The organism is Sulfurospirillum sp. (assembly GCF_036802865.1).
GTDB lineage: Bacteria > Campylobacterota > Campylobacteria > Campylobacterales > Sulfurospirillaceae > Sulfurospirillum.
In genome coordinates this window covers 193,829-213,607 of the sequence record NZ_DAIRVK010000004.1, presented here as the reverse complement: position 1 = coordinate 213,607, position 19,779 = coordinate 193,829, and the positions used below count along the sequence as shown (strand labels likewise).

Here is a 19,779-nt window from a genome sequence, read left to right as displayed (position 1 = left end):
AATCGCTTACACAACAAAACGCATAATCAGCATTGCTAGACAACTATTGAGGATACTAATTACCATCAACAGTGGCCAATATTTTTTAGGAACATCGGCAACACCTAAGAGTCGTCCCATATACTGAATTTGAGATGCCATCAAAAAGAGCGCTGGCATCAAAATACTCACATGCGTACCGGTTAATACCCCTTTGGTAAAAAGACTCAAAGCCATACCCACACCTGCAGAACATGAAAGCCATGTTGAGATAAGCACCGTAACAGCTTCACCAGGTAATCCAAAAATGGCCATCGCTGGCGCAAAGAGCGTACCAATAGCTTTCATTGCACCTGTCACATTTAAGATTTCAGCAATAACATACGCCATCAAAACATTGGGCATCAAGTTATTGATGGCCATATTAAAGCCCTTGCGAGCACCAATGACAAAAATATCAAAGGGGTTATTTGTAGTTGGAGTTGTTGGGCTACTCATTGATAAAATCCTTTTTATAAGCACTATTGAGAACAAAGCGTGCACCAATTGCACCGATAAATTTAAACACAAACACCAACAACAACGGCACTAAAACAGGTACGGTCAATGTTGAAAAAACCGCAGAGCCAATGGCAAAGTAGTTGTTAATCATTCCAGCACCTGAGTACTGCCATGCAGACATAATGACAAGTTCTTTTTTGGTAATCTGTTTTTCATCGTAAAGCTCTTTGGTTAAAGCAGCCCCTGCATCGGTACTTTGCAAATCCGTAATCATCGCAAGACCTGTAAGACCTGGAATTCCAAGCAATGGTCGTAGCAAAGGTGTTAATAATTTATGTGCCGCACGAATCGCACCATAATGGCTAAAAATCTCTAACATACCCAGTGCTAACATCACCGTTGGAACCAAAGAGAGCGCAAATAAAAAGCCCGCTTTCGCACTCACACCACCATTGCCTACAAAAGTACTTTTTCCATCTTGAAGCGTTCCAAATTTTCCAGATAACGTTGTAAAATCAAGCGCACCTAACCACTCCATTCCATCGACTTTCATAAACAGACCCGAGAAAAACAGCACCGCAAATATCAGCGCGATATATGCACCAACACCTACTTTCCATTCATCTGGTGATTGATTTTCTACTCCCACTTACACCCTCCCAAAAAATAAGATTTTATATATATAAAATAATAATTAATATTATTCAATGCTATTCTTATTATAGTTTACCAAAAATAAATGAGAAATAAATGAGGTCAATTGTATCATTTTTGTGCAAGATATCGTCCTTGTTAAAATCTTCATAAAACACTATAGAATCGATAAAAATAAGCAAAAGATAAGCAAATATCAGACATCCTTTGAACAAATAATTTTAGTGCTTATAGCAATTTGTTTTGATGAATCAAATAATATTAAAGGAATAACAATGTCACGAGTTATTGAGTTATACGATACATTGCATGCCATGCCAGAGCTTGGATTTGAAGAGGTTAAAACCGCAGAATTTTTAGCCAATGCCCTAAAAAAGGCTGGTTATAGTGTCACGACAGGTGTGGGTGGTACAGGGGTTATTGGTGTGTACGATAGCGGTGTTGCAGGCCCAACACTTGCCCTTCGAGCCGATATTGACGCACTGGGTCATTTTATCGATGGCAAGCTTTGTGCTCTGCACACGTGTGGACATGACGCACATACGTCGATGGTACTTACTGCTGCTGAAGAGATTATCGCTCAAAAACTTATCTCAAAAGGCAAACTCAAAATCCTTTTTCAACCTGCCGAAGAGCCTGGAACGGGAGCACTTGCCGTGATTAACGCTGGTGGCATTGATGATGTCGATATGATTTTAGGACTTCACCTTCGCCCTCTCTCAGAAGTGCCGATGGGCAAATCAACGCCTGCTCTCTACCATGGGGCATCGAATCGTCTCAAAGCCATTTTTAGAGGCGTTGCTGCACACGGTGCACGTCCACATTTAGGGGTTAATGCTATTGATGCGGCTGTTGCTGCGATTACCGCAGTCAATGCTATTCATTTAAACCCGTCAGACTCTTACAGCATCAAAGCAACCAAGATGATTGCCGATGCAGGTGTCACCAATGCCATTCCTGATGAAGCAACGGTCATTTGGGACGTAAGATCTGAGCTTAACGATACCATGGATCTTTTACTAGAACGAGCCAAATCAGCTATAAGTGCTGGAGCAGCCACAGTAGGCGCAACAGCGGAGATTAGTACCTACTCCTACATTCCAGCGGCACACTACTCTAAAGAGGCGATTGAAGTACTTTCCAAAGCAATTGTTGATGTGTACGGAGAAGAGGGATTAGCTCCTGAGATTAAAACGGTGGGTGGAGAAGATTTTCACTACTACATCAAAGAGCGCCCATCCATCAAAGCGGGCTACTTCGGGTTAGGCTGCGACCTTACCCCAGGACTGCACAATCCTAGCATGAAGTTTAACAAAAATGCGATGGAGCAAGGGAAAGAAGTTCTTATCTGCGCTACAAAACGCGTTTTAAACTAACGAGAAACACCAATGGTGCTCGGCTGGGGCACTCCGCCGAGAAGAACACAGTGTGAACGTCGTCTTGGAAGCGTTGCTTCTAAGGCGTGTCAAAAATCTAAAAGAGGCGCATAAATGCGCCTCTTTTAATTACGTCTTTTATACTCTTCATACCCAAACTGACTGGTCACTTCGTAGCTTCCATCGCGATGCAATACCGCTAAATCTGGTAATTTCACACCATTAAACGTGGTATTTTTAACAATCGTATAGTGGATCATATCTTCAAAAATGAGCTTATCACCGATCTTGAGTGGTGCATCAAAACTGTAATCTCCCATGATGTCACCGGCTAAGCACGTAGGTCCACCTAAGCGATATACATGTGGTTTTTCACCCACATCTCCAGCACCTCGAATGACCGCACGATACGGCATCGCAAGCGTGTCAGGCATATGCGCTTCAGCGGAGATGTCAAGGATGGCAATGTCCATGCCGTTATGCACGATGTCCAGTACGCTTGCCACAAGTGGTCCTGTTTGCCAACCCACTGCTTCTCCTGGTTCTAAATAAACTTTGATACCATCGTATCGCGCTCTAAAATCGTTAATGATTTTGATGAGTTTTTCAACATCATACCCCTCACGCGTGATGTGATGCCCTCCTCCAAAATTGACCCACTTCATACGAGGAATCAAATCTCCAAAGCGTTTTTCAAATCCTTTTAAGACCTCTTCTAAAGCAGACGCATCTTGCTCACAAAGGGCATGAAAATGAAGCCCTTCAATGCCTTTTAGCTTGTCATACTGCATATTTTCTTTGGTGATGCCAAGGCGGCTGTAAAGCCCACAAGGGTTGTATAGATCAACCGGACTGGAAGAGACTTCAGGATTGAGTCTTAGCCCACAACTTGTTTTTCCTATGGCTTTATCTTTGTATTTTTCCCATTGATTGAACGAATTAAAAATAAGATGATCGCTCAGTGCTATGACCTCATCAATATCTTCCTCTTTGTACGCAGGAGAGTAGGTATGAATCGTGCCTTTAAAATATTCGTTCGCAAATTTAGCTTCATGCAGTCCGCTACACGTACAACCGCTAAGGTATTTGTCAACCAAAGGGGCAAGTGCTTTGAATGCAAAGCCTTTAAGAGCAAGTAAAACAGTAGCGCTAGAGCGCTCACTCACCTCTTTTAAAAGAGCTAAATTTTGCTCCAAAAGAGTCTCTTCACAAACATAAACAGGGGTTTGAATATCTTCTAATACGGTTTCAATACGGCTGATTTTTAACATGATTTTCTCCCAAAATTACACACGAAATGTAGCATTTTTCCTCTTAATAATCATAAATTTTGCTCTTTCACTACATTTTTTATTCAAGATTCCGATACTATTAGGAATTAGTGTAAATATTAGGAGAGTATATGCAAGCTGTAAGCATAAAATTTAAAGCGCTTATTCTATTTATATCCGCTATTTTCTTTGTCGCGGCAAGTTCTTTAGGCGTAACGTTTTACAAGTCGAATGAATTTGGAAAAACACAAGTCAATGACACCAAAGAGCTTATCATGGAGATGAACAAGAACGAACTCAAAGCCTATACAATGATGGCAGAGAAAGCGATTAGTGCATTCTATGAAGCCTCTTCTTCGGAAGCAAACATCGCACAGAAAATTAAAGTGGATGCCATGAGTTTGAAAAAAACCTTGGACGATGTCTACCAAAACAACAAAGACAAACTCTCTCAAGCCGAACTGAGGACAATGCTCTTAGGGCTTATCAATGGTTACCGCTATAACAATGACATTGGCTATTTTTATGCCTACAATGAAGAAGGTGTCAACGTCGTACACCCTATCAATAAGGCACTTGTCGGTAAAAACCTTATCGATATGAAAGACAAAGAAGGCAATTTTGTTATTAAAGATCTTATTCAAGCAGCCAAAAATGGTACCGGTGTCACCAAGTTTATTTGGCCACATCCTGTCACCAAAAAAGATGAACCTAAACTCTCCTATAACTTTTACTATGAACCTTTAGATCTTGTGATTGGTACGGGTGATTATGCTTCAAGCATCAAAGCACATTTCCAAAATGAAGCTATTAAGATTTTAGAAAAACTTCGTTACTCCGATGATGGTTATTTTTACGCACTTAAAAAAGATGGCAAAGGAGGCTATGTATACGCTTTTCATGGCATAAACCCTTCATGGATAGGCAAAGAGCTTAAACTAGACGATGCACATCCTTACCGAAAACAGATGATTGATGGAGCGACAAACAATATCAAAGAGGGAACCTTTGTGACATTTAATTTTGAGCACCCTGTAACAAAAAAAGATGCCCCAAAAATAGCCTATTCAAAATACTTTAAAGAGTGGGATTGGATTATTGTCTCAGGTGTTTATATTGATAGCATTGATACCCATATGGAAGCCCAAGGTCAAAAAATTTCCTCCAATATCGAGGGTATGATTGCGGGAACAATGATAGTAGGAACAATTTTTGCGCTTATAGCTATCTTTGCGATTTACTTGCTTATCAACAATCTTATTGCAAAACCACTTTTAAATCTTCAATCAACTGCACACAATTTGGCCGTTGGCGATGGCGATCTTACCAAGCAACTTGATATTAAAAACAACGACGAAATTGGTGGCGCGTCTAAAGAGATCAATAATTTTATCGAAAAAGTGCGCTCAACCATTGCACTGGCGAAAGATACCAGTAGCGAAAACGCATCTATTGCACACGAGCTTTCAGCGACAACCTTGCAAGTAGGAAAGCGTGTGGAAGACTCAACCCATATCATTAACCAAACCACCCAAATGTCAAATGTCATTAAACAAGAGATTAGTGCTTCGGTTGCCAAGGCGAAAGAGTCTAAAGAAGAGATTATCAAAGCCAATCAAGAGCTTAGATCTGCTCACGGATTTGTTCAACAGCTCGGTGAGCGCGTCCAAAACAGTGCACATACCGAGCTTGAATTGGCTCAAAAAATTCAACAACTTAGTTCCGATGCCGACCAAGTGAAAAATGTCCTCACTGTCATCAGTGATATTGCCGATCAAACCAATCTTCTAGCACTTAATGCTGCCATTGAAGCAGCGCGTGCAGGTGAACACGGGCGTGGATTTGCCGTTGTTGCCGATGAAGTACGCACCTTGGCAGAGCGCACACAAAAAAGCTTAGTAGAGATTCATGCTACCATCAATGTCATCGTCCAAGCTATTACCGACAGCAGTGAGCAGATGAATAAAAACTCCAAAGAGGTTCAAGAACTCGCTGTCGTTGCTGAAGATGTTGGCAAAAAGATTCATTCAACCGTTGAGATTATGGATATTGCAACAAATTTAAACGATAAAACAGTGACCGATTACATTAATACTGGCTCAAAAATCGAAGAAATTGTCGGTAAAATTGAAGAGATCAATACACTCTCAACACACAATACCAGAAGTATCGAAGAGATAGCAGGAGCCAGTGAGCATCTTAACACACTTACTGAAAAATTAAACGCGATTTTAAATAAATTTAGAACATAAGATAAAGCCCTATTTAAGGGCTTTATTTAATCTATTTTGTATTTCTTTTTATCCAATTCAATTTGAGCTAAAACCTCTTCGACACTTTCGGTAAGTTCACTTCCCATTTTTTCATACTCATAAGGAAACTCTTTTGCCATCAGTTTCATCAAAGCATACCAAAGTGGTTTAAATCGCTCTTTTAGATTATACTCTGGCATCTCCATAAATTTTTTTGTTTGGTATAGCTGCCCTTTCGCCATAAGAAGTCTAAAATACCATCCTATTTCATGGCCTTCTATAGAAAAACTTACTTCACTATACGATAGATATTCTATAAATTTTTCATAACTTTTTTGAAATTCTTCTGACCATAAAAGAACAAGTGCTAATGTATAAGAAGTCAAAGGATTTTGTTCAATTTCATAACTTTTGTATGCATATTTTGTAGCATCTTTTATTTTTTTACAATCTATAAAGTAACTAAAAGCTAATGCATAGCAACTTATAAAAGAACCTTTATTTGCTGCTTTCATATGGTATATTTCTGTATTCTTTTTGTCACCTAATAAAGCATAAAAATTAGCGATAGAAGCCAAAATCATTTTACTTTCTTTATTGGATTGTAAAAGAAGTTCTAAAGCTTTTTTTATATTATTTTTGCTTTTGAAATCCATCGCTCTATATAGTATCTCTGCATCAGATTCTGATAGCTCTTTACTAAGTTCAGAATTTTGTTTTTCCAAACACTCTTTAGCCGTTTGTTTGAGTCTATACTCCGTTTCCAATTCTAGTCCTGCATAACTCAATGCCTCTGTCATAAGATGTGCAAAAGGTGCTTTCACATTCCCGATCTCCATATTTTCAATAAAGCTATGAGCTCTATTTTCCAACTCTTCCTGGCTATACCACGAAACAAAAAACTTGACTAACCACTCAACTCGTTGTCTATCTTTTTTACGACCATAACGCATCAAATACCAGATGTTAAAAAAGCGCTCTCTGATTTTGTAGATTTTATTTTTGCCTGCGGATTCTGACTCGACAATTTCGTACTTTTCAAGCTGTTTGAGCTGAGACGAGACGGCTTTGCTCTCTAGCTTTGTTTTTTTGGCAATTTCATTCGTGAACATACCATCCCAATTCATCGCTATAGTATGAACGATGTCTTGAAGTTGTGCAGGCAAGTCATCCATTCGGTGCTTGTAAAGTGGGGTTGCCTCATCAAGAATTTTTAAAAGGTCTTCAAAAGCATTGCCCTCTTCATCTAAAAAAATATCAAAAAGCATCACGAGTGTTCGAGGCACACCTCCTGTCAATCGTCTCAGCGTCTCCAGTCGTTCGGGTGTTTTTTCCAAAACTGCTGTGATTCTCTCTTTTTGATTTTCTTTGGCAATGGCAAGCAAAAAGTGCTTACTCTCTTCAAAGCTCAATCCCTTTAATTTGATGATCTTAAAAAATTGGTAAAAGGGTGAGCTATAGTCAAAATGCTGCTCGATCATCTTCGTCGATCCACCGATAATGCGAAGCGTTGAAGAACTGAGCAAAATTTCTCTAAGTCTGTGTTGCTCTTTTTTGCTCAGTTTTTCAAGCAGTTCATCGATGTTATCGATGAGCAAAAGAAGCTTTTTGGATTGCGCTCTGATGGCTTTATCTATAAGATCAAAACATTTGAGTTCATAATCGTCATCGTCGTAATGTACTTCCATATCATCCGAAATGGTAGGGAAAATCTCTGGGTAAATGACTTGCAGGTACTCCGCCACCTCTTCCCACAACCGACACAAAGAGCGAATCTGGTACTGTTCTTCGGCAAATTTTACAGGTAGTAAAAATGTTGAAAGAAATACATCGTTTTTAACATCGAGTTGAAGTTTGCGAAGCAATGTTGTCTTTCCTTGCCCTCGTTGACCGATGATCAGATAATTCTGATTGGCAACGCTATAATCAGATGTTTTAAGGTCGTTAAATATAGTTTCTACAATCTCATTGCGCACGGCAAATCGTGCTAAAAACTCCTCTGCGTTCATCTCGTCGGGGGTGTATTTATACCGTGAATAGTTAATTTGCGACATTTTTATACCACCATAGTTTTAAGATAGGAGAGTTAAAGCGATAAATTTTAGGGTTATGATCATTGTTGATGTAGCCATCATACACTAGCGCATGGATAATCTCTTTGGCTTGATCATCTTCAAGTGCATGTTTTACAGCAAGATTACTAATCTCTTTAGACTCTAATGTGCCTTGATCACTAAGACTATTTAGAATTTCCTTCGCAAATTTAAACTCATCTTTTTCAAAAGCACTTTTAATGCGTGCTAGCCAATGTTCAAAGTGATTTCGATGATCAAGGGCTCGTTCTATCGCTTGATCAATAGTCTCTTTGGAGATTCCATGTAAAGATTTTTCAAGGCAGATAGTGTGAATCTCTTGAATAATAAGTTGAATATAAAAGGGAATAAGCCACTCTATGCACCCAAGAAGATAAGAAACCTCATCATCTCCTATTGAAGGATACAAAGAACGAGAAAACTCTACGGCTTCATCTTTCGATAAAGGCGTTACTTTAATGGAATTTAAGTCGTTAATAAACTTCATCGCATCTAATTTTGCAACAACGCTTTCCAAACCAATCGAGCCTGCATAAATAAAAGTAACTTTAGAGCTTATTTTAGGGTTTTGACGAAGGGAGCGATGTGTTTTTAACAGAGATTCTGCTTCGCGAATACTTGCATATTTTATGATATTTTCAATCGTTTGGGCAAACTCATCCATCATAATAATGAGCTTTTTATCGCTGTCTATCTCTTTAATTAACTCTTCAAAAGCTTCTGCATAATCTAATACTTTTCCATCATCAAATTCGATACCAGATGTGCTAATTTTTTTAATCGAAATAGTCTTAATACGAGCATAAAAAGATTTTAGTACGAGCTTATTCTTGTTCTTAAACTCTTCATCCATTAACGCATTAAAAAGTTTATGCCAAAAATCATTTTCACTGTCAGCGGACTCAGTATTAACATACACAACTGCATAGTCGTCTTTTGGCTCATCTAAAATTTTATACATAATAGAGGTTTTACCCACACGTCGAGGCGCTACAAGTAAAGGATGCGTGCCATTTTCAATGGCTTGCCAAATCTTGGCTAGTTCACTTTTTCTATCCCAAAAATCCTTACCACGTACTGCTTGACCAACGACATTTTTCATTAAAAGCCTTTGACAATAAATTTTTTGTCATTATAGTTAACAAAAAATATTTTGTCAATAAAGCATTAAGTTTTAATCTCCTGCTTTTCGTGCAATCGTATCCATCCATGAAGTGGGGAGCATACGTTTTAACCACACAAATAACTTCGTTGGAAATGTAACAGGATAACGAAACTTTGGCTTTTTTACCTCAATAGCATGAACCAAAACCTCCAAAACAGCCTCAGCACCCAACGTAAAAGCACTATCACCACTTTTTTGAAGTCGCTCTAATGTCTTAGCATAAATTTCTTTATGCGCTGAGCGCTCTTGGTCGATGTTGGTTAAAAATTTTGCAAGGGCATTTTTACGAAAATTGCTTCGAATGGGTCCTGGCTCTATCAAAACAACATCAATTCCCGTGTCGTGAAGCTCCAGTCGCAAAGTATCGGCGAGTCCTTCGATGGCAAATTTTGAAGCGTTGTACGCTCCTCGGTAACTCATCGCCACAAAGCCTAAGATGGAGCTATTGTAGATAATTTTTCCACTTTTTTGTTTGCGCATGTAAGGAAGTACGAGGTTGGTAAGCTCTTGTGTGCCAAAAACATTGGTCTCAAACTGTTCTCTAAGAACATTTCGTTTGAGATCTTCCACCGCACCAGGTTGTCCATAGGCGGCATTGTTAAAAAGCACATCAATACGACCTTCTGTTTGCGAGAGCATCCATGCAAGGGCTACATGTAGGCTTGCACTATCGCACAAATCGAGCTTAAAAGCATTTAAGCCTTCATCTTGCAAACGTTTGACATCGGCATCATTGCGACAGGTTGCAAAAACGCTATAACCTTGTTTTGCAAGTCCATGCGCGCAGGTATAACCAATGCCCGAAGAACACCCTGTGATAAGAACTGTTTTCATACGCTAATGACAGTCTCACCAGAGTTGATCCACGAACTGAGTAACTCACCCGTATAATGAACATCGATGCCACACGTTTGCAAAGGTTTGGTAATGTCCATCGTGTCGGCACATTTTAGACATGCCACCACTTTGACGCCATCTCTTATCATCGCTTCGACTTTAGCTCTCACGTCTGCATCTTCTGCGATCAAACGTTGTGACGCACCCCAAACGAGTACTTCAACTTCATCCATCCAGCCCTTCAATAGGGCATTGTGCGCATAGAGGCATACCATATGTAATGCGGTTTCTTTATTGTCGGTTGTCCATAAAATTTTTGCTTTTTTTGTCATAGTAATCCTTTACATGTAAAGAAAAGAGGAGTTGGGGCTTTGCATGCAAAGCCCCAAAATAGGCATTATTTAACTTCGTAAGTCTCGTCTGGTTTCATTTCGATGATTTTCCAAGGAAGCCCTTGTGTGTTTAGCTCGTCCATAAAGGGTTTTGCATCGAATTGTTCCATATTGAACACACCCTTACCAGACCATTTACCCTCTAACATCATCTTTGCTCCGATCATCGCAGGCACACCCGTGGTATAACTAACCGCTTGCGCACCCGTCTCACGGAAACACTCTTGGTGATCGCAGACATTGTAGATGTAGACTTTACGTTTTTGACCATCTTTAAGACCTTCAAACACACAACCGATGTTGGTAAAGCCAACCGTTCTTGGTCCCAAGCTTGCAGGATCTGGAAGCAGTGCTTTTAAAAGCTGAATCGGCACGATTTTCACGCCATCCACTTCAACCTCATCGATGCGAAGCATACCCACGTTTTCCAAACATTTCATGTGTGTTAGGTAGCTTTGACCAAAGGTCATAAAGAAACGAATACGTTTAAGCCCTTTGATGTTTTGAACAAGTGATTCTAACTCTTCATGGTAAAGAAGGTAGCTGTCTTTTGGACCAACTTCGGGGTAATCCCATACCATTTTTACAGACACTGGCTCAGTCTCTATCCACTTGCCCTCTTCCCAGTAACGTCCTTTGGAGCTTACTTCACGAAGGTTGATCTCTGGGTTAAAGTTGGTTGCAAACGCATAACCATGATCGCCAGCATTACAGTCTAAAATGTCGATAGAATTGATCTCATCAAAGAGGTATTGTTGTGCATACGCACAAAAAACATTGGTAACACCTGGGTCAAATCCGCTACCTAAAAGCGCCATAATTCCGGCATCTTTAAACGCTTTATCGCGTGCCCATTGCTCTTTGTACTCAAATTTTGCGAGGTCAGGATGCTCATAATTTGCGGTATCAAGGTAAGGAACATTGGTTTTCACACAGGCATCCATAATGGTTAAATCTTGGTATGGAAGCGCAATGTTCATGACTAACGCTGGTTTTACTTTTTGAATTAACGCCACAAGCGCATCGACGTTGTCTGCATCAATAGAAGCTGTATCGATGGTAATACCTAAAGACTCTTTAATCTCGCTTGCGATTTGATCGCATTTTGATTTTGTACGGCTTGCCAAAACAATATGTGAAAACACTTCTTTATTCATCGCACATTTTTTGGTGACCACACGACTGACGCCACCCGCACCAATAATTAATACTGTTGCCATTTCTATCCTTTAAGGTTTCATAATGAGGCTTCTTTAATAAGCGCTATGCACCATAGCCATTATCAAAAAAGCCTAGTCTACATTTTAATCTGTTTTGATTACGTTTTTATTTCAAGCTGTTGATGACGATGTACGCGAGTTCCAACGCACGTGCTCGGTGTGAAAAAACCTTTTTCACACTCTCATTCAGTTCACCCAATGTTTGGTTATACCCACACGGAATAAACATCGGATCATACCCAAAACCATTGTTTCCTCGCTCTTCCGCAATGGCTTCACCATGCATCCAGCCGTGAACACAAAATTCACCCTTTTGACAAACAAGTGCTATTGCCGCCGTGTAAAATGCGGGTGTTCTTTGCACATTTTTTTCTTTGAGTGCCGCAATGAGTTTATGTAAATTGTCTTTTGCATTTGCATTGACACCTGCATAGCGCGCACTGTAAATGCCAGGCGCTCCGCCTAAAAGGGGCACGCTGATACCGCTATCATCACTAAGGACAATGTCGTTTTTAGTGTCTAATTTTTCATAGACAGCACGTGCCTTAATAAGGGCGTTTTCTTTAAATGTTGTCCCTGTTTCATCAATTTCAAAAGGCTCCATTATGTCGCTGTAAGCAACCACTTCATACTCGCTGATCCACGATTGGAACTCTTTCACTTTGCCTTGATTCGATGTGGCTAGAACTATTCTCAAACGTTACTCCCCTAACTCAAATGAATCTTTTATTTTACCTAGTTTTGTTTAAAACTTCGGTTGCATTATCCATACTTCAAGAGGCGCTTTAAGCTCACCTGCTATCCACTGTGCCCGCTCACCATAGCCCATAAACATATCAGCTCTATTCGGTCCTTTAATCGCACCACCCGTATCTTGCGCAAAAACAAATTTCTCAACTTTATAGTTAGCAGATTCGCTTTTAACCGCTAAAAGTGAACCCAGAGGAATATAACTTCTATCAACCGCCACAGAACGCTCAGGCGTCAAAACCAGCCCTAAACTTCCCGTTGCTTTTTGTTCCATTTTGCGGAAAAAGACGTAGCTTGGGTTGGTATTAAGAAGGGTGTCGATTTGATTGGGGTGTGCAACTAACCACGCTCTAATACTCTGCAATGAAATTTCTTCAACACTTGCAAAAATACCACGGTTCATCATCTCACGCCCTAGAGATTTGTACGCGTGTCCATTCGCATCGGAATAGCCTATAAAAAGGACTCTGCCATCGCTCAGTTCTACCCTGCCTGAGCCTTGTACTTCCATAAAGAAAAGATCGATTTTATCATCAACGTAACAAAGGACTTCAGCATTAAGCTTTCGCTTGCTAATCTCTTCACGTGTGTAGTAAGGAACCATTTTGCCTTTTACAGAACGTCCACGCATTTTTTTGTCATTTTCGCCCACAATCATCAAAAGATCTTTTGGCTTAGCGTAAACCGGATACTTAAAGCGATCCGTTTTTTTCAAACTTCCATGAAGTAATGGTTCATAGTAGCCCGTAAGCATTGAGCGTTGCTCGTTAGGTTCAATTTTTTTAAGCTCAAACGAATTGAGAAAAAAGGCTTTGGCATCTTTGACATGTAACGATTGTTCACACACATTGGCATACACTTTTTTCGTTTGAGGAGCGGTACAATTTTGTTTAAACAAAAAGAGTAACTCATCAAAATTCTCGTTTTGACTCACCGCTTCAAAACGTTCATTATGTTGTTTAAGCGATGTTACAAAAGATTCATCGGAAGGAGAAAGAGCGGACTTAGAAGTACAACCACTCAACACAAACAAGAGACAGATAAGGAGAGAGAGACTATAGCGCATTATGATCCATTAAAAGAGCTACCCAAAGGTATCTCAGCATTTATTCAACATTTTTGAGCTTAGAGAAAGTCGCTTGCAGCGCATTAAACTCAATAAAGTATGTAAAAATTATAACATAAAACAACCTTGGGCTAAATTCACCCTAGAAAATCTATAGAATTTTCAAAGTTTAACAAGGGTAAAATTTGTCCTGATTAAATTTCGAGGAATGTCATTTCCATGTTTAAAACTATTTTTCCCCTTAGCCTTATTATTTCGCTTCGCTTTTTAGGTCTCTTTATCGTCTTACCTGTCCTCTCTGTTTACGCGCTTCATCTGGAGGGTTCAAACGAATTACTCGTAGGTATTACCATCGGTGGATACGCTGCAACACAGATGCTACTCCAAATTCCTTTTGGTATCATGTCCGATAAAATTGGGCGCAAGATCACTATTTTTATTGGTTTGGTTATCTTTTTAATTGGCTCGCTCGTCTGTGCGTACAGTGAAACCATTTATGGCTTGATGATTGGTCGATTCTTACAAGGTGCTGCGGCTATTGGTGCTGTTGGAACTGCCATGATCAGCGATATGGTTAAAGAAGAGGTACGAGGTCATGCTATGGCGATTATGGGTGGCTGTATTGCTGCGAGTTTTGCCATTTCCATGATGTTAGGCTCTGTAATCGGTGGTTATTATGGTGTAGATAAACTCTTTTTCATCACTGCAGCACTCTCCATCTTTGCTATCATCGTGCTCTACACAAAAGTACCTAATCCTCCAAAAATCGTTCACCATTACGGTGCGGATGAAACAGAACTGAGACATATTTTAAAAGACAAAAATCTTATGAATATGAACATCACCAACATGCTTCAAAAAGGGATGATGACACTCGCTTTTATGGTTATTCCTATCATCATGGTTCAAGAGTTTGGTTTTGCCAAGAAAGAGCTTTGGATGGTTTATCTGCCAGCGATGATTTGTGGTGTGCTTGCTATGGGACCTTCTGCGATCTTGGGTGAGAAAAAACACCGCTCCAAAGAGATGTTGATGATCGGTGTGTCGCTCTTTGCGATTAGCTACGTTATGATGGGCTATGCGCATGCTGCACCATGGTTTATCGTGGGTGTGGTCATCTTCTTCATCGGCTTTAACATGCACGAACCACTTATGCAATCCATGGCAAGTAAATACGCGAAAGTGCATCAAAAAGGCGCAGCACTGGGTGTTTTCAATACCTTTGGTTATGCAGGTACCTTTATCGGTGGTGTTTTTGGTGGTTACTTCTTACAACACTTTGGCATTAAAGAAATTGCATGGGTTATCTTTATTACCTGTATTCTCTGGCTCTTGCTTATAGCCACCCTTAAAAACCCTAGCCACAATAAAAACATCTACCTTCCTTACGACAGCTTTGATCTCGCACGGGCTGAACACTTGCACCATGTTATGGGTGTTGTTGAGTGGTATCGCAACGAAAGTGAGCAAATTTTAGTCGTTAAATACGACTCAAATGTCACCAACAAAGAGACAATTTTAGCAGTCATCTCCTAATCTGTGAGTTATCTCTCTCTTTTTCTCACCAGCTTCGCGTCTGCCACGCTTTTACCCGGTGGAAGCGAAGCGCTTTTTGTCTATCTTCTTAGTGAACATTTAAGCCCTATTTTACTGCTTATCATCGCAACACTGGGCAATACATTAGGCTCATTTACCAATTATATTTTAGGGAAATATGCCACTGACTTTGCCCTATCCAAGGGCTATATGAAAGAAAAGCACCTTACAAAAGCAACGCTTCTTTTTGAAAAATACGGTGCATGGAGTTTACTCTTTTCATGGCTTCCCATTATTGGTGATCCTTTGACGTTTGTTGCGGGCATCGTGCGTTATGCGTGGTGGAAGTTTCTTCTCATCGTCTGTTTTGCGAAACTGGCTCGGTATGTTTTTGTTTATCTCGGCTTTTTAGCCATCACCTAATTCCTATATTTTTAGAAAGGCACGTATGAACACGCCCATCTCTTGCGAATTTTACGACCAACTGATGGTCGCCATAGAACGCAAAATTCCCTCTACCATTGTTTACGAAGAAAATGCGCAAAAGCTCAGCATTAAGGGCGTTGTTCAAGAACTTTCCATGATAGAGTATGAAGAATTTTTGATTTTGCACGGCGGACAAAAGATCAACCTTCAAACGATTTTTTCATTTAATGGTAAAAAGCATAAAGAGGACTGAACGCTTTACTGACAGAGACTCTGTTCAAAATTTAGCATAGATTATGGTTAAAAAATCCTCTCAGTTTGAACTTTAACCAAATTTCAACTATGATTTTACACATAAATCAATAAACTTTTTTTAGACCCCTTGAAAAAAGTCTCATAAAGGATCACCCACGATCTCGCGCGAAGAACAGACACGAATCACCTCCATTGTCATTCGTGTAGCATCCATGCTTTTGGAATACGGTGCAGAAAGCCGTTTGATAGAACAACTCTCCTCCCGTTTAGGCAGAGCCATGGGCTGTACGTCTATTGAAATTTCACTCATCCCCTCGGCCATTGTTCTCACAACACTCATCGGTGACTCTTCTGTTACCACCACGAGACGCGCTTACGATCAGCCCATTAACATGTCCATCGTCCATCAAATTGTCTCCATTTGCATTTTGGCAGAACAAAATTCGAGGGACATCGTACTCATCGAGCGAAAAATTGGAGACATCCATGCCAACCCTTACCCTAAGTGGGTACTTATCCCTGTTATAGGGCTTTCGTGTGCGGCATTTAGCCACTTACACGGTGCGGACTGGGCAGGGTTTTGGATCACTTTTTTGGCTTCTGCAGTGGGTATGAGCGTACGCATGGAACTCTCTTCTCGCAAGTACTCCATGCTCATTGTCTTTGCTTTTACGGCTTTTGTCTGTACGCTCATCGCCAGTCTTTCACTCTACCATGGATTGAGTCAAACGGAAAGCATCGTTTTCTCTTCCAGCGTCTTGCTTCTTGTTCCTGGTTTTCCCTACATCAATGCCATGCTTGATGCCTTTAAAGGCTACATCAGCATGGGGTGGGGACGTTGGGCGCAAGCGACCTTACTTACGCTGATGACCTCTCTGGGGATTATGCTTGCTATTGGTCTTTTAGGAGTGAAAGGATGGTAATGCTTGAATGGTTTTCGATTTTATTGGATGCTCTGTGGGCAGCGATTCCCGCTATTGGGTTTGGTATGATTTTTAATGTTCCGCGTTCCGCCTTGCCATTGTGCGCACTGGGTGGTGCATTGACCTATGGGCTGAGAGAAGTCTTGTTGTATCAGCACCTCTCCATCGAACTTTCCACGTTCATCGCCGCAACAACCATCGGCATTATCGGTGTCTTTTGGTCACGCCGTTACGTCATGCCTCGTCCCATTTACACGGTTCCTTCCATCATCCCAATGATCCCAGGAAAATACGCCTACGAAATGATGATAAGCCTTGTTTCCATGAACACAGACGGTGTCACAAATGCCCTACTTTCAAGCTTTATCGAAAATGGCTTACACGCTGTGAGCATTTTATTTGCCATTGCTTTTGGGCTGGTTTTACCTTCGATGTACTATACCAAGCGACAGCAACCGATTATTTGATGTTTAAATCTTTCTATGTAAAGATTTAAACCCTTGTTTTAGGCATTGGCATACCTCTTACACATCAAATCCGCTACCTTTTACTTTCCATTATCTTTCTTTTTGTACAATCCACGCTATGGAAAATTTAAGGAGAAAAGATGGATTTTAACACAATCAATCATCAAGCCGTGACAGACAAACCCGGTGAAAGTGCATTATTTATTGTCTACGGTTTACGCGATACGCAAGAAAGCTTTGAAAAAGTAAAAGATCTATGCGGTAGCTTTTCTGCCATTGTGAGAAGCATGAAAGGCAGATACCCCGAACTTGAAATCAGCGGTGTTATGGGCTTTGGCTCAAATGCATGGGATATGCTTTTTAGTGATTTTGACAAACCCAAAGAACTTTGCAATTTTGAAGAGATCAAAGGTGACAAGCATACCGCTGTTTCGACCAAAGGCGATCTCTTTTTTCATATTCGAGCCAAAAGAGTTGCCGCATGTTTAGAAATCGCTACAATTATCAATGAAAAACTACAAGGGGCGGTTCAGCCTCTTGATGAAGTGCATGGGTTTCGCTATTTTGATGGAAGAGCGATGATAGGCTTTGTCGATGGTACGGAAAATCCTGAAAATCGTGAAGCGGATGAAGCGGCTATCATCGCAGATGAAGAGACTTTTAATGGGGGCAGTTACGCATTTGTACAAAAATACCTTCATAACATGACACAATGGAATGCGCTTTCGATTGAAGAGCAAGAAAAAGTTGTGGGCAGACGAAAATTTAACGATGTTGAGCTGAGTGATGACGAAAAACCAGAAAATGCACACAATGTTGTAACAAATATTGCCGACGAAGAAGGCAATGAACTTAAAATCATTCGTGCCAATATGCCATTTGCGAACCCAAGTAAAAATGAGTTTGGTACCTACTTTATAGGCTATGCAAGCACCTTTAGTACTACACGTAAGATGCTTGAAAATATGTTCATCGGTGAGCCAAAAGGAAATTATGACCGACTTTTAGACTTTAGTACTGCTACCACGGGTTCTTTGTTTTTTGTGCCTACGTTTGATTTACTTGAAACACTGGCTGAAGTGTAAGAATAAAAAGAGAATGCCTCGTGCATTCTCTTCTAATGTAAGGCATTTCGTCTTTATAAATAGGCTTTTATTTATGAAAGAGACACTCTTTTGGATGTTTCAAAAACCAATTCAAAATACTCATTATTGTTAAACGAAAACTCATGAATGACTTGAAGCCCCAGTTTTCGCGTGTGTGCCGCGTAGGAACGATGATTGATTTTATTGATGAAGGTGACAAGAATGGGGTATTTTTTTTCCATACGATCAAGCGCAAAGTCAAAGAGTTTTTCCAAAACTCCACTACCTCTCACACGCTTGTCGATGCAGACAGGTCCGTACTGATACGAGTTGTGTACACTAAGCGGTTGACCTTGAAAAGTTAAATGCGGCAAATCCTCCATCATCACAGCAAAAATAGGCCACGCTGACCAGTACTGCCACGAAGCAGACATAACATAACCCACAACCTCATTGCCATCTTGTGCGATAAAAATACCTTGCTCTTTTTCGATAATCGCTTTGAGCTCTTCCTTACTAAACGCTGTGGTTACAAAACCATCTTTTTTGTCTTCTTCTTGAATCGAAGCGATTTGGTACTTGGAATGAAGCGCATAAATACCATCAATATCGCTAATCTGCGCAAGTTTAAGTTGCATAAGGGTCCTCCTAGAAACAATGCCACATTATAGTGGCAAATGAACGCGCTGTCATTAACCTAGGTTAATTTCATCTCTTTTCGTATGCGGGAAAGTGCCACTTCGGTGATACCAAGATACGAAGCAATATGATAATTAGCAACCATCCGCTCGATCATCGAGTAGTCGTTTAAAAATTTTTGATAACGCTCTTTCGCACTCAACAGTAAGAAGTCTGCTTCCCTGCGCTCTTTTTTGACAATCAACCGTTCGTAAATACGAAGCATCAAGTCGTTCCACTCTTTATGTTTTGCACCAAGGGCTCTAAAATGTTCATACGAAATGCACAGTACTGTAAAATCAGAAAGGGTTTCGACACAAAAAGGAGACACTTCATCAGGCATTGAAACCGAAGAGATGCTACTGAGAAGATGGCCTGGTTTTTCTGCAAACGATTTGTTGAACTCTTTGCCACTCTCACTGATATAGTAGTAACGCGCAAGCCCTTCAATCAGAAAATAAAAATCTTTGACCTTATCCCCAATATCAAAAAGATGTGCACCTTTTGGAAAGGTTTTGAGCGTAAAGTAGCTTTTTGCCTCTTCCCATAGAGATTCTGAAAGAGGCGATATATCGGTAAGAACCTGATAAAGCGATTTGTGTGCTGCTATGAGTGTTATCGCCATAACGGATTAAAACTCATTTCCTTCGACACGGTTGATGCGCACATCTGCGACCTCATCGCTTTTAGAGACAAGACAAATTTCTATCGGTCGACAACAGATATAACAGTCCTCAATATAACACTCCCCTACTTCAATACTAGGCTCAATGCCTATGGAAAAGCTTTCCCAACAGTATGGGCATGTGATGGTTTTGTCGTAAAGTGTGTTATTCATAATGCTCTTTCATCC

21 protein-coding genes are annotated in these 19,779 nt (G+C 40.3%); 8 read left to right on the top strand and 13 right to left on the bottom strand.

What is annotated here, in order from left to right:
* Positions 1–6: 6 nt before the first annotated feature.
* Positions 7–477 carry a YjiG family protein gene (locus V7Q04_RS10285; protein ID WP_333804975.1) on the bottom strand — a complete coding sequence of 157 codons (471 nt, stop codon included), beginning with the start codon at positions 475–477 and terminating at the stop codon, positions 7–9.
* Positions 470–1,129, bottom strand: coding sequence for a nucleoside recognition domain-containing protein (locus V7Q04_RS10280; RefSeq protein ID WP_333804972.1), 660 nt, complete (start codon positions 1,127–1,129; stop codon positions 470–472). Before V7Q04_RS10280 ends, V7Q04_RS10285 begins: the two co-directional genes overlap by 8 nt.
* 280 nt (positions 1,130–1,409) lie before the next feature.
* Between V7Q04_RS10280 and V7Q04_RS10275 the strand changes: the two genes are divergently transcribed.
* Positions 1,410–2,510: an amidohydrolase gene (locus V7Q04_RS10275; protein ID WP_333804971.1), complete on the top strand. Its 1,101-nt coding sequence runs from the start codon at positions 1,410–1,412 to the stop codon at positions 2,508–2,510.
* 125 nt (positions 2,511–2,635) lie between these two features.
* Here V7Q04_RS10275 and nspC read toward each other — a convergent pair whose 3' ends face one another.
* Positions 2,636–3,781, bottom strand: coding sequence for a carboxynorspermidine decarboxylase (nspC, locus tag V7Q04_RS10270; protein ID WP_333804970.1), 1,146 nt, complete (start codon positions 3,779–3,781; stop codon positions 2,636–2,638).
* Positions 3,782–3,912: 131 nt separating this feature from the next.
* Here nspC and V7Q04_RS10265 point away from each other — a divergent pair, with 131 nt between their 5' ends.
* Complete coding sequence (locus V7Q04_RS10265; protein ID WP_333804969.1) at positions 3,913–6,033, top strand: methyl-accepting chemotaxis protein; 2,121 nt, start codon at positions 3,913–3,915, stop codon at positions 6,031–6,033.
* A 26-nt stretch (positions 6,034–6,059) separates the two neighbouring features.
* On the opposite strand, the gene V7Q04_RS10260 is transcribed toward V7Q04_RS10265, so the two are convergent.
* The 7 genes from V7Q04_RS10260 to mltA all read right to left on the bottom strand — a co-directional run bounded on the left by V7Q04_RS10260 (position 6,060) and on the right by mltA (position 13,556).
* The gene (locus tag V7Q04_RS10260; RefSeq protein ID WP_333804967.1) at positions 6,060–8,087 is read right to left on the bottom strand and encodes an AAA family ATPase; all 2,028 of its coding nucleotides are present in this window, start codon (positions 8,085–8,087) and stop codon (positions 6,060–6,062) included.
* Positions 8,074–9,228, bottom strand: coding sequence for an ATP-binding protein (locus V7Q04_RS10255; RefSeq protein ID WP_333804966.1), 1,155 nt, complete (start codon positions 9,226–9,228; stop codon positions 8,074–8,076). The genes V7Q04_RS10260 and V7Q04_RS10255 overlap by 14 nt, the downstream gene beginning before the upstream one ends.
* 72 nt (positions 9,229–9,300) lie before the next feature.
* Complete coding sequence (locus tag V7Q04_RS10250; RefSeq protein WP_333804965.1) at positions 9,301–10,125, bottom strand: SDR family oxidoreductase; 825 nt, start codon at positions 10,123–10,125, stop codon at positions 9,301–9,303.
* Entirely contained in the window at positions 10,122–10,460 is a 339-nt protein-coding gene (locus tag V7Q04_RS10245; protein WP_333804964.1) for a hypothetical protein, read from the bottom strand. Before V7Q04_RS10245 ends, V7Q04_RS10250 begins: the two co-directional genes overlap by 4 nt.
* Before the next feature lie 65 nt (positions 10,461–10,525).
* Positions 10,526–11,740, bottom strand: coding sequence for a saccharopine dehydrogenase family protein (locus V7Q04_RS10240; RefSeq protein WP_333804963.1), 1,215 nt, complete (start codon positions 11,738–11,740; stop codon positions 10,526–10,528).
* A 106-nt stretch (positions 11,741–11,846) separates the two neighbouring features.
* Positions 11,847–12,437: an RdgB/HAM1 family non-canonical purine NTP pyrophosphatase gene (rdgB, locus tag V7Q04_RS10235; protein WP_333804961.1), complete on the bottom strand. Its 591-nt coding sequence runs from the start codon at positions 12,435–12,437 to the stop codon at positions 11,847–11,849.
* 48 nt (positions 12,438–12,485) lie between these two features.
* The gene (gene mltA / locus V7Q04_RS10230) at positions 12,486–13,556 is read right to left on the bottom strand and encodes a murein transglycosylase A (protein WP_333804960.1); all 1,071 of its coding nucleotides are present in this window, start codon (positions 13,554–13,556) and stop codon (positions 12,486–12,488) included.
* Between the two features lie 219 nt (positions 13,557–13,775).
* Here mltA and V7Q04_RS10225 point away from each other — a divergent pair, with 219 nt between their 5' ends.
* The 6 genes from V7Q04_RS10225 to V7Q04_RS10200 all read left to right on the top strand — a co-directional run bounded on the left by V7Q04_RS10225 (position 13,776) and on the right by V7Q04_RS10200 (position 18,248).
* Positions 13,776–15,092: an MFS transporter gene (locus V7Q04_RS10225; RefSeq protein WP_333804959.1), complete on the top strand. Its 1,317-nt coding sequence runs from the start codon at positions 13,776–13,778 to the stop codon at positions 15,090–15,092.
* Between the two features lie 3 nt (positions 15,093–15,095).
* Entirely contained in the window at positions 15,096–15,515 is a 420-nt protein-coding gene (locus tag V7Q04_RS10220) for a YqaA family protein (protein WP_333804958.1), read from the top strand.
* 25 nt (positions 15,516–15,540) lie between these two features.
* Positions 15,541–15,771: a transcriptional antiterminator Rof gene (locus V7Q04_RS10215; RefSeq protein ID WP_333804957.1), complete on the top strand. Its 231-nt coding sequence runs from the start codon at positions 15,541–15,543 to the stop codon at positions 15,769–15,771.
* Positions 15,772–15,931: 160 nt separating this feature from the next.
* The gene (locus V7Q04_RS10210; protein ID WP_333805062.1) at positions 15,932–16,696 is read left to right on the top strand and encodes a threonine/serine ThrE exporter family protein; all 765 of its coding nucleotides are present in this window, start codon (positions 15,932–15,934) and stop codon (positions 16,694–16,696) included.
* Positions 16,696–17,163, top strand: coding sequence for a threonine/serine exporter family protein (locus V7Q04_RS10205; RefSeq protein ID WP_333804956.1), 468 nt, complete (start codon positions 16,696–16,698; stop codon positions 17,161–17,163). Before V7Q04_RS10210 ends, V7Q04_RS10205 begins: the two co-directional genes overlap by 1 nt.
* 140 nt (positions 17,164–17,303) lie before the next feature.
* Positions 17,304–18,248: a Dyp-type peroxidase gene (locus tag V7Q04_RS10200; protein ID WP_333804955.1), complete on the top strand. Its 945-nt coding sequence runs from the start codon at positions 17,304–17,306 to the stop codon at positions 18,246–18,248.
* Positions 18,249–18,319: 71 nt separating this feature from the next.
* Here the strand turns inward: V7Q04_RS10200 and V7Q04_RS10195 are convergent, their stop codons facing one another.
* The 3 genes from V7Q04_RS10195 to V7Q04_RS10185 are packed head-to-tail and all read right to left on the bottom strand — an operon-like array spanning position 18,320 to position 19,764.
* On the bottom strand, positions 18,320–18,886 hold the full coding sequence (locus tag V7Q04_RS10195; RefSeq protein ID WP_333804953.1) for a GNAT family N-acetyltransferase: 567 nt from the start codon (positions 18,884–18,886) through the stop codon (positions 18,320–18,322).
* 59 nt (positions 18,887–18,945) lie between these two features.
* Positions 18,946–19,551: a Crp/Fnr family transcriptional regulator gene (locus tag V7Q04_RS10190; protein ID WP_333804952.1), complete on the bottom strand. Its 606-nt coding sequence runs from the start codon at positions 19,549–19,551 to the stop codon at positions 18,946–18,948.
* A 6-nt stretch (positions 19,552–19,557) separates the two neighbouring features.
* Positions 19,558–19,764 carry a CPXCG motif-containing cysteine-rich protein gene (locus V7Q04_RS10185; protein ID WP_333804951.1) on the bottom strand — a complete coding sequence of 69 codons (207 nt, stop codon included), beginning with the start codon at positions 19,762–19,764 and terminating at the stop codon, positions 19,558–19,560.
* Positions 19,765–19,779: the final 15 nt, after the last annotated feature.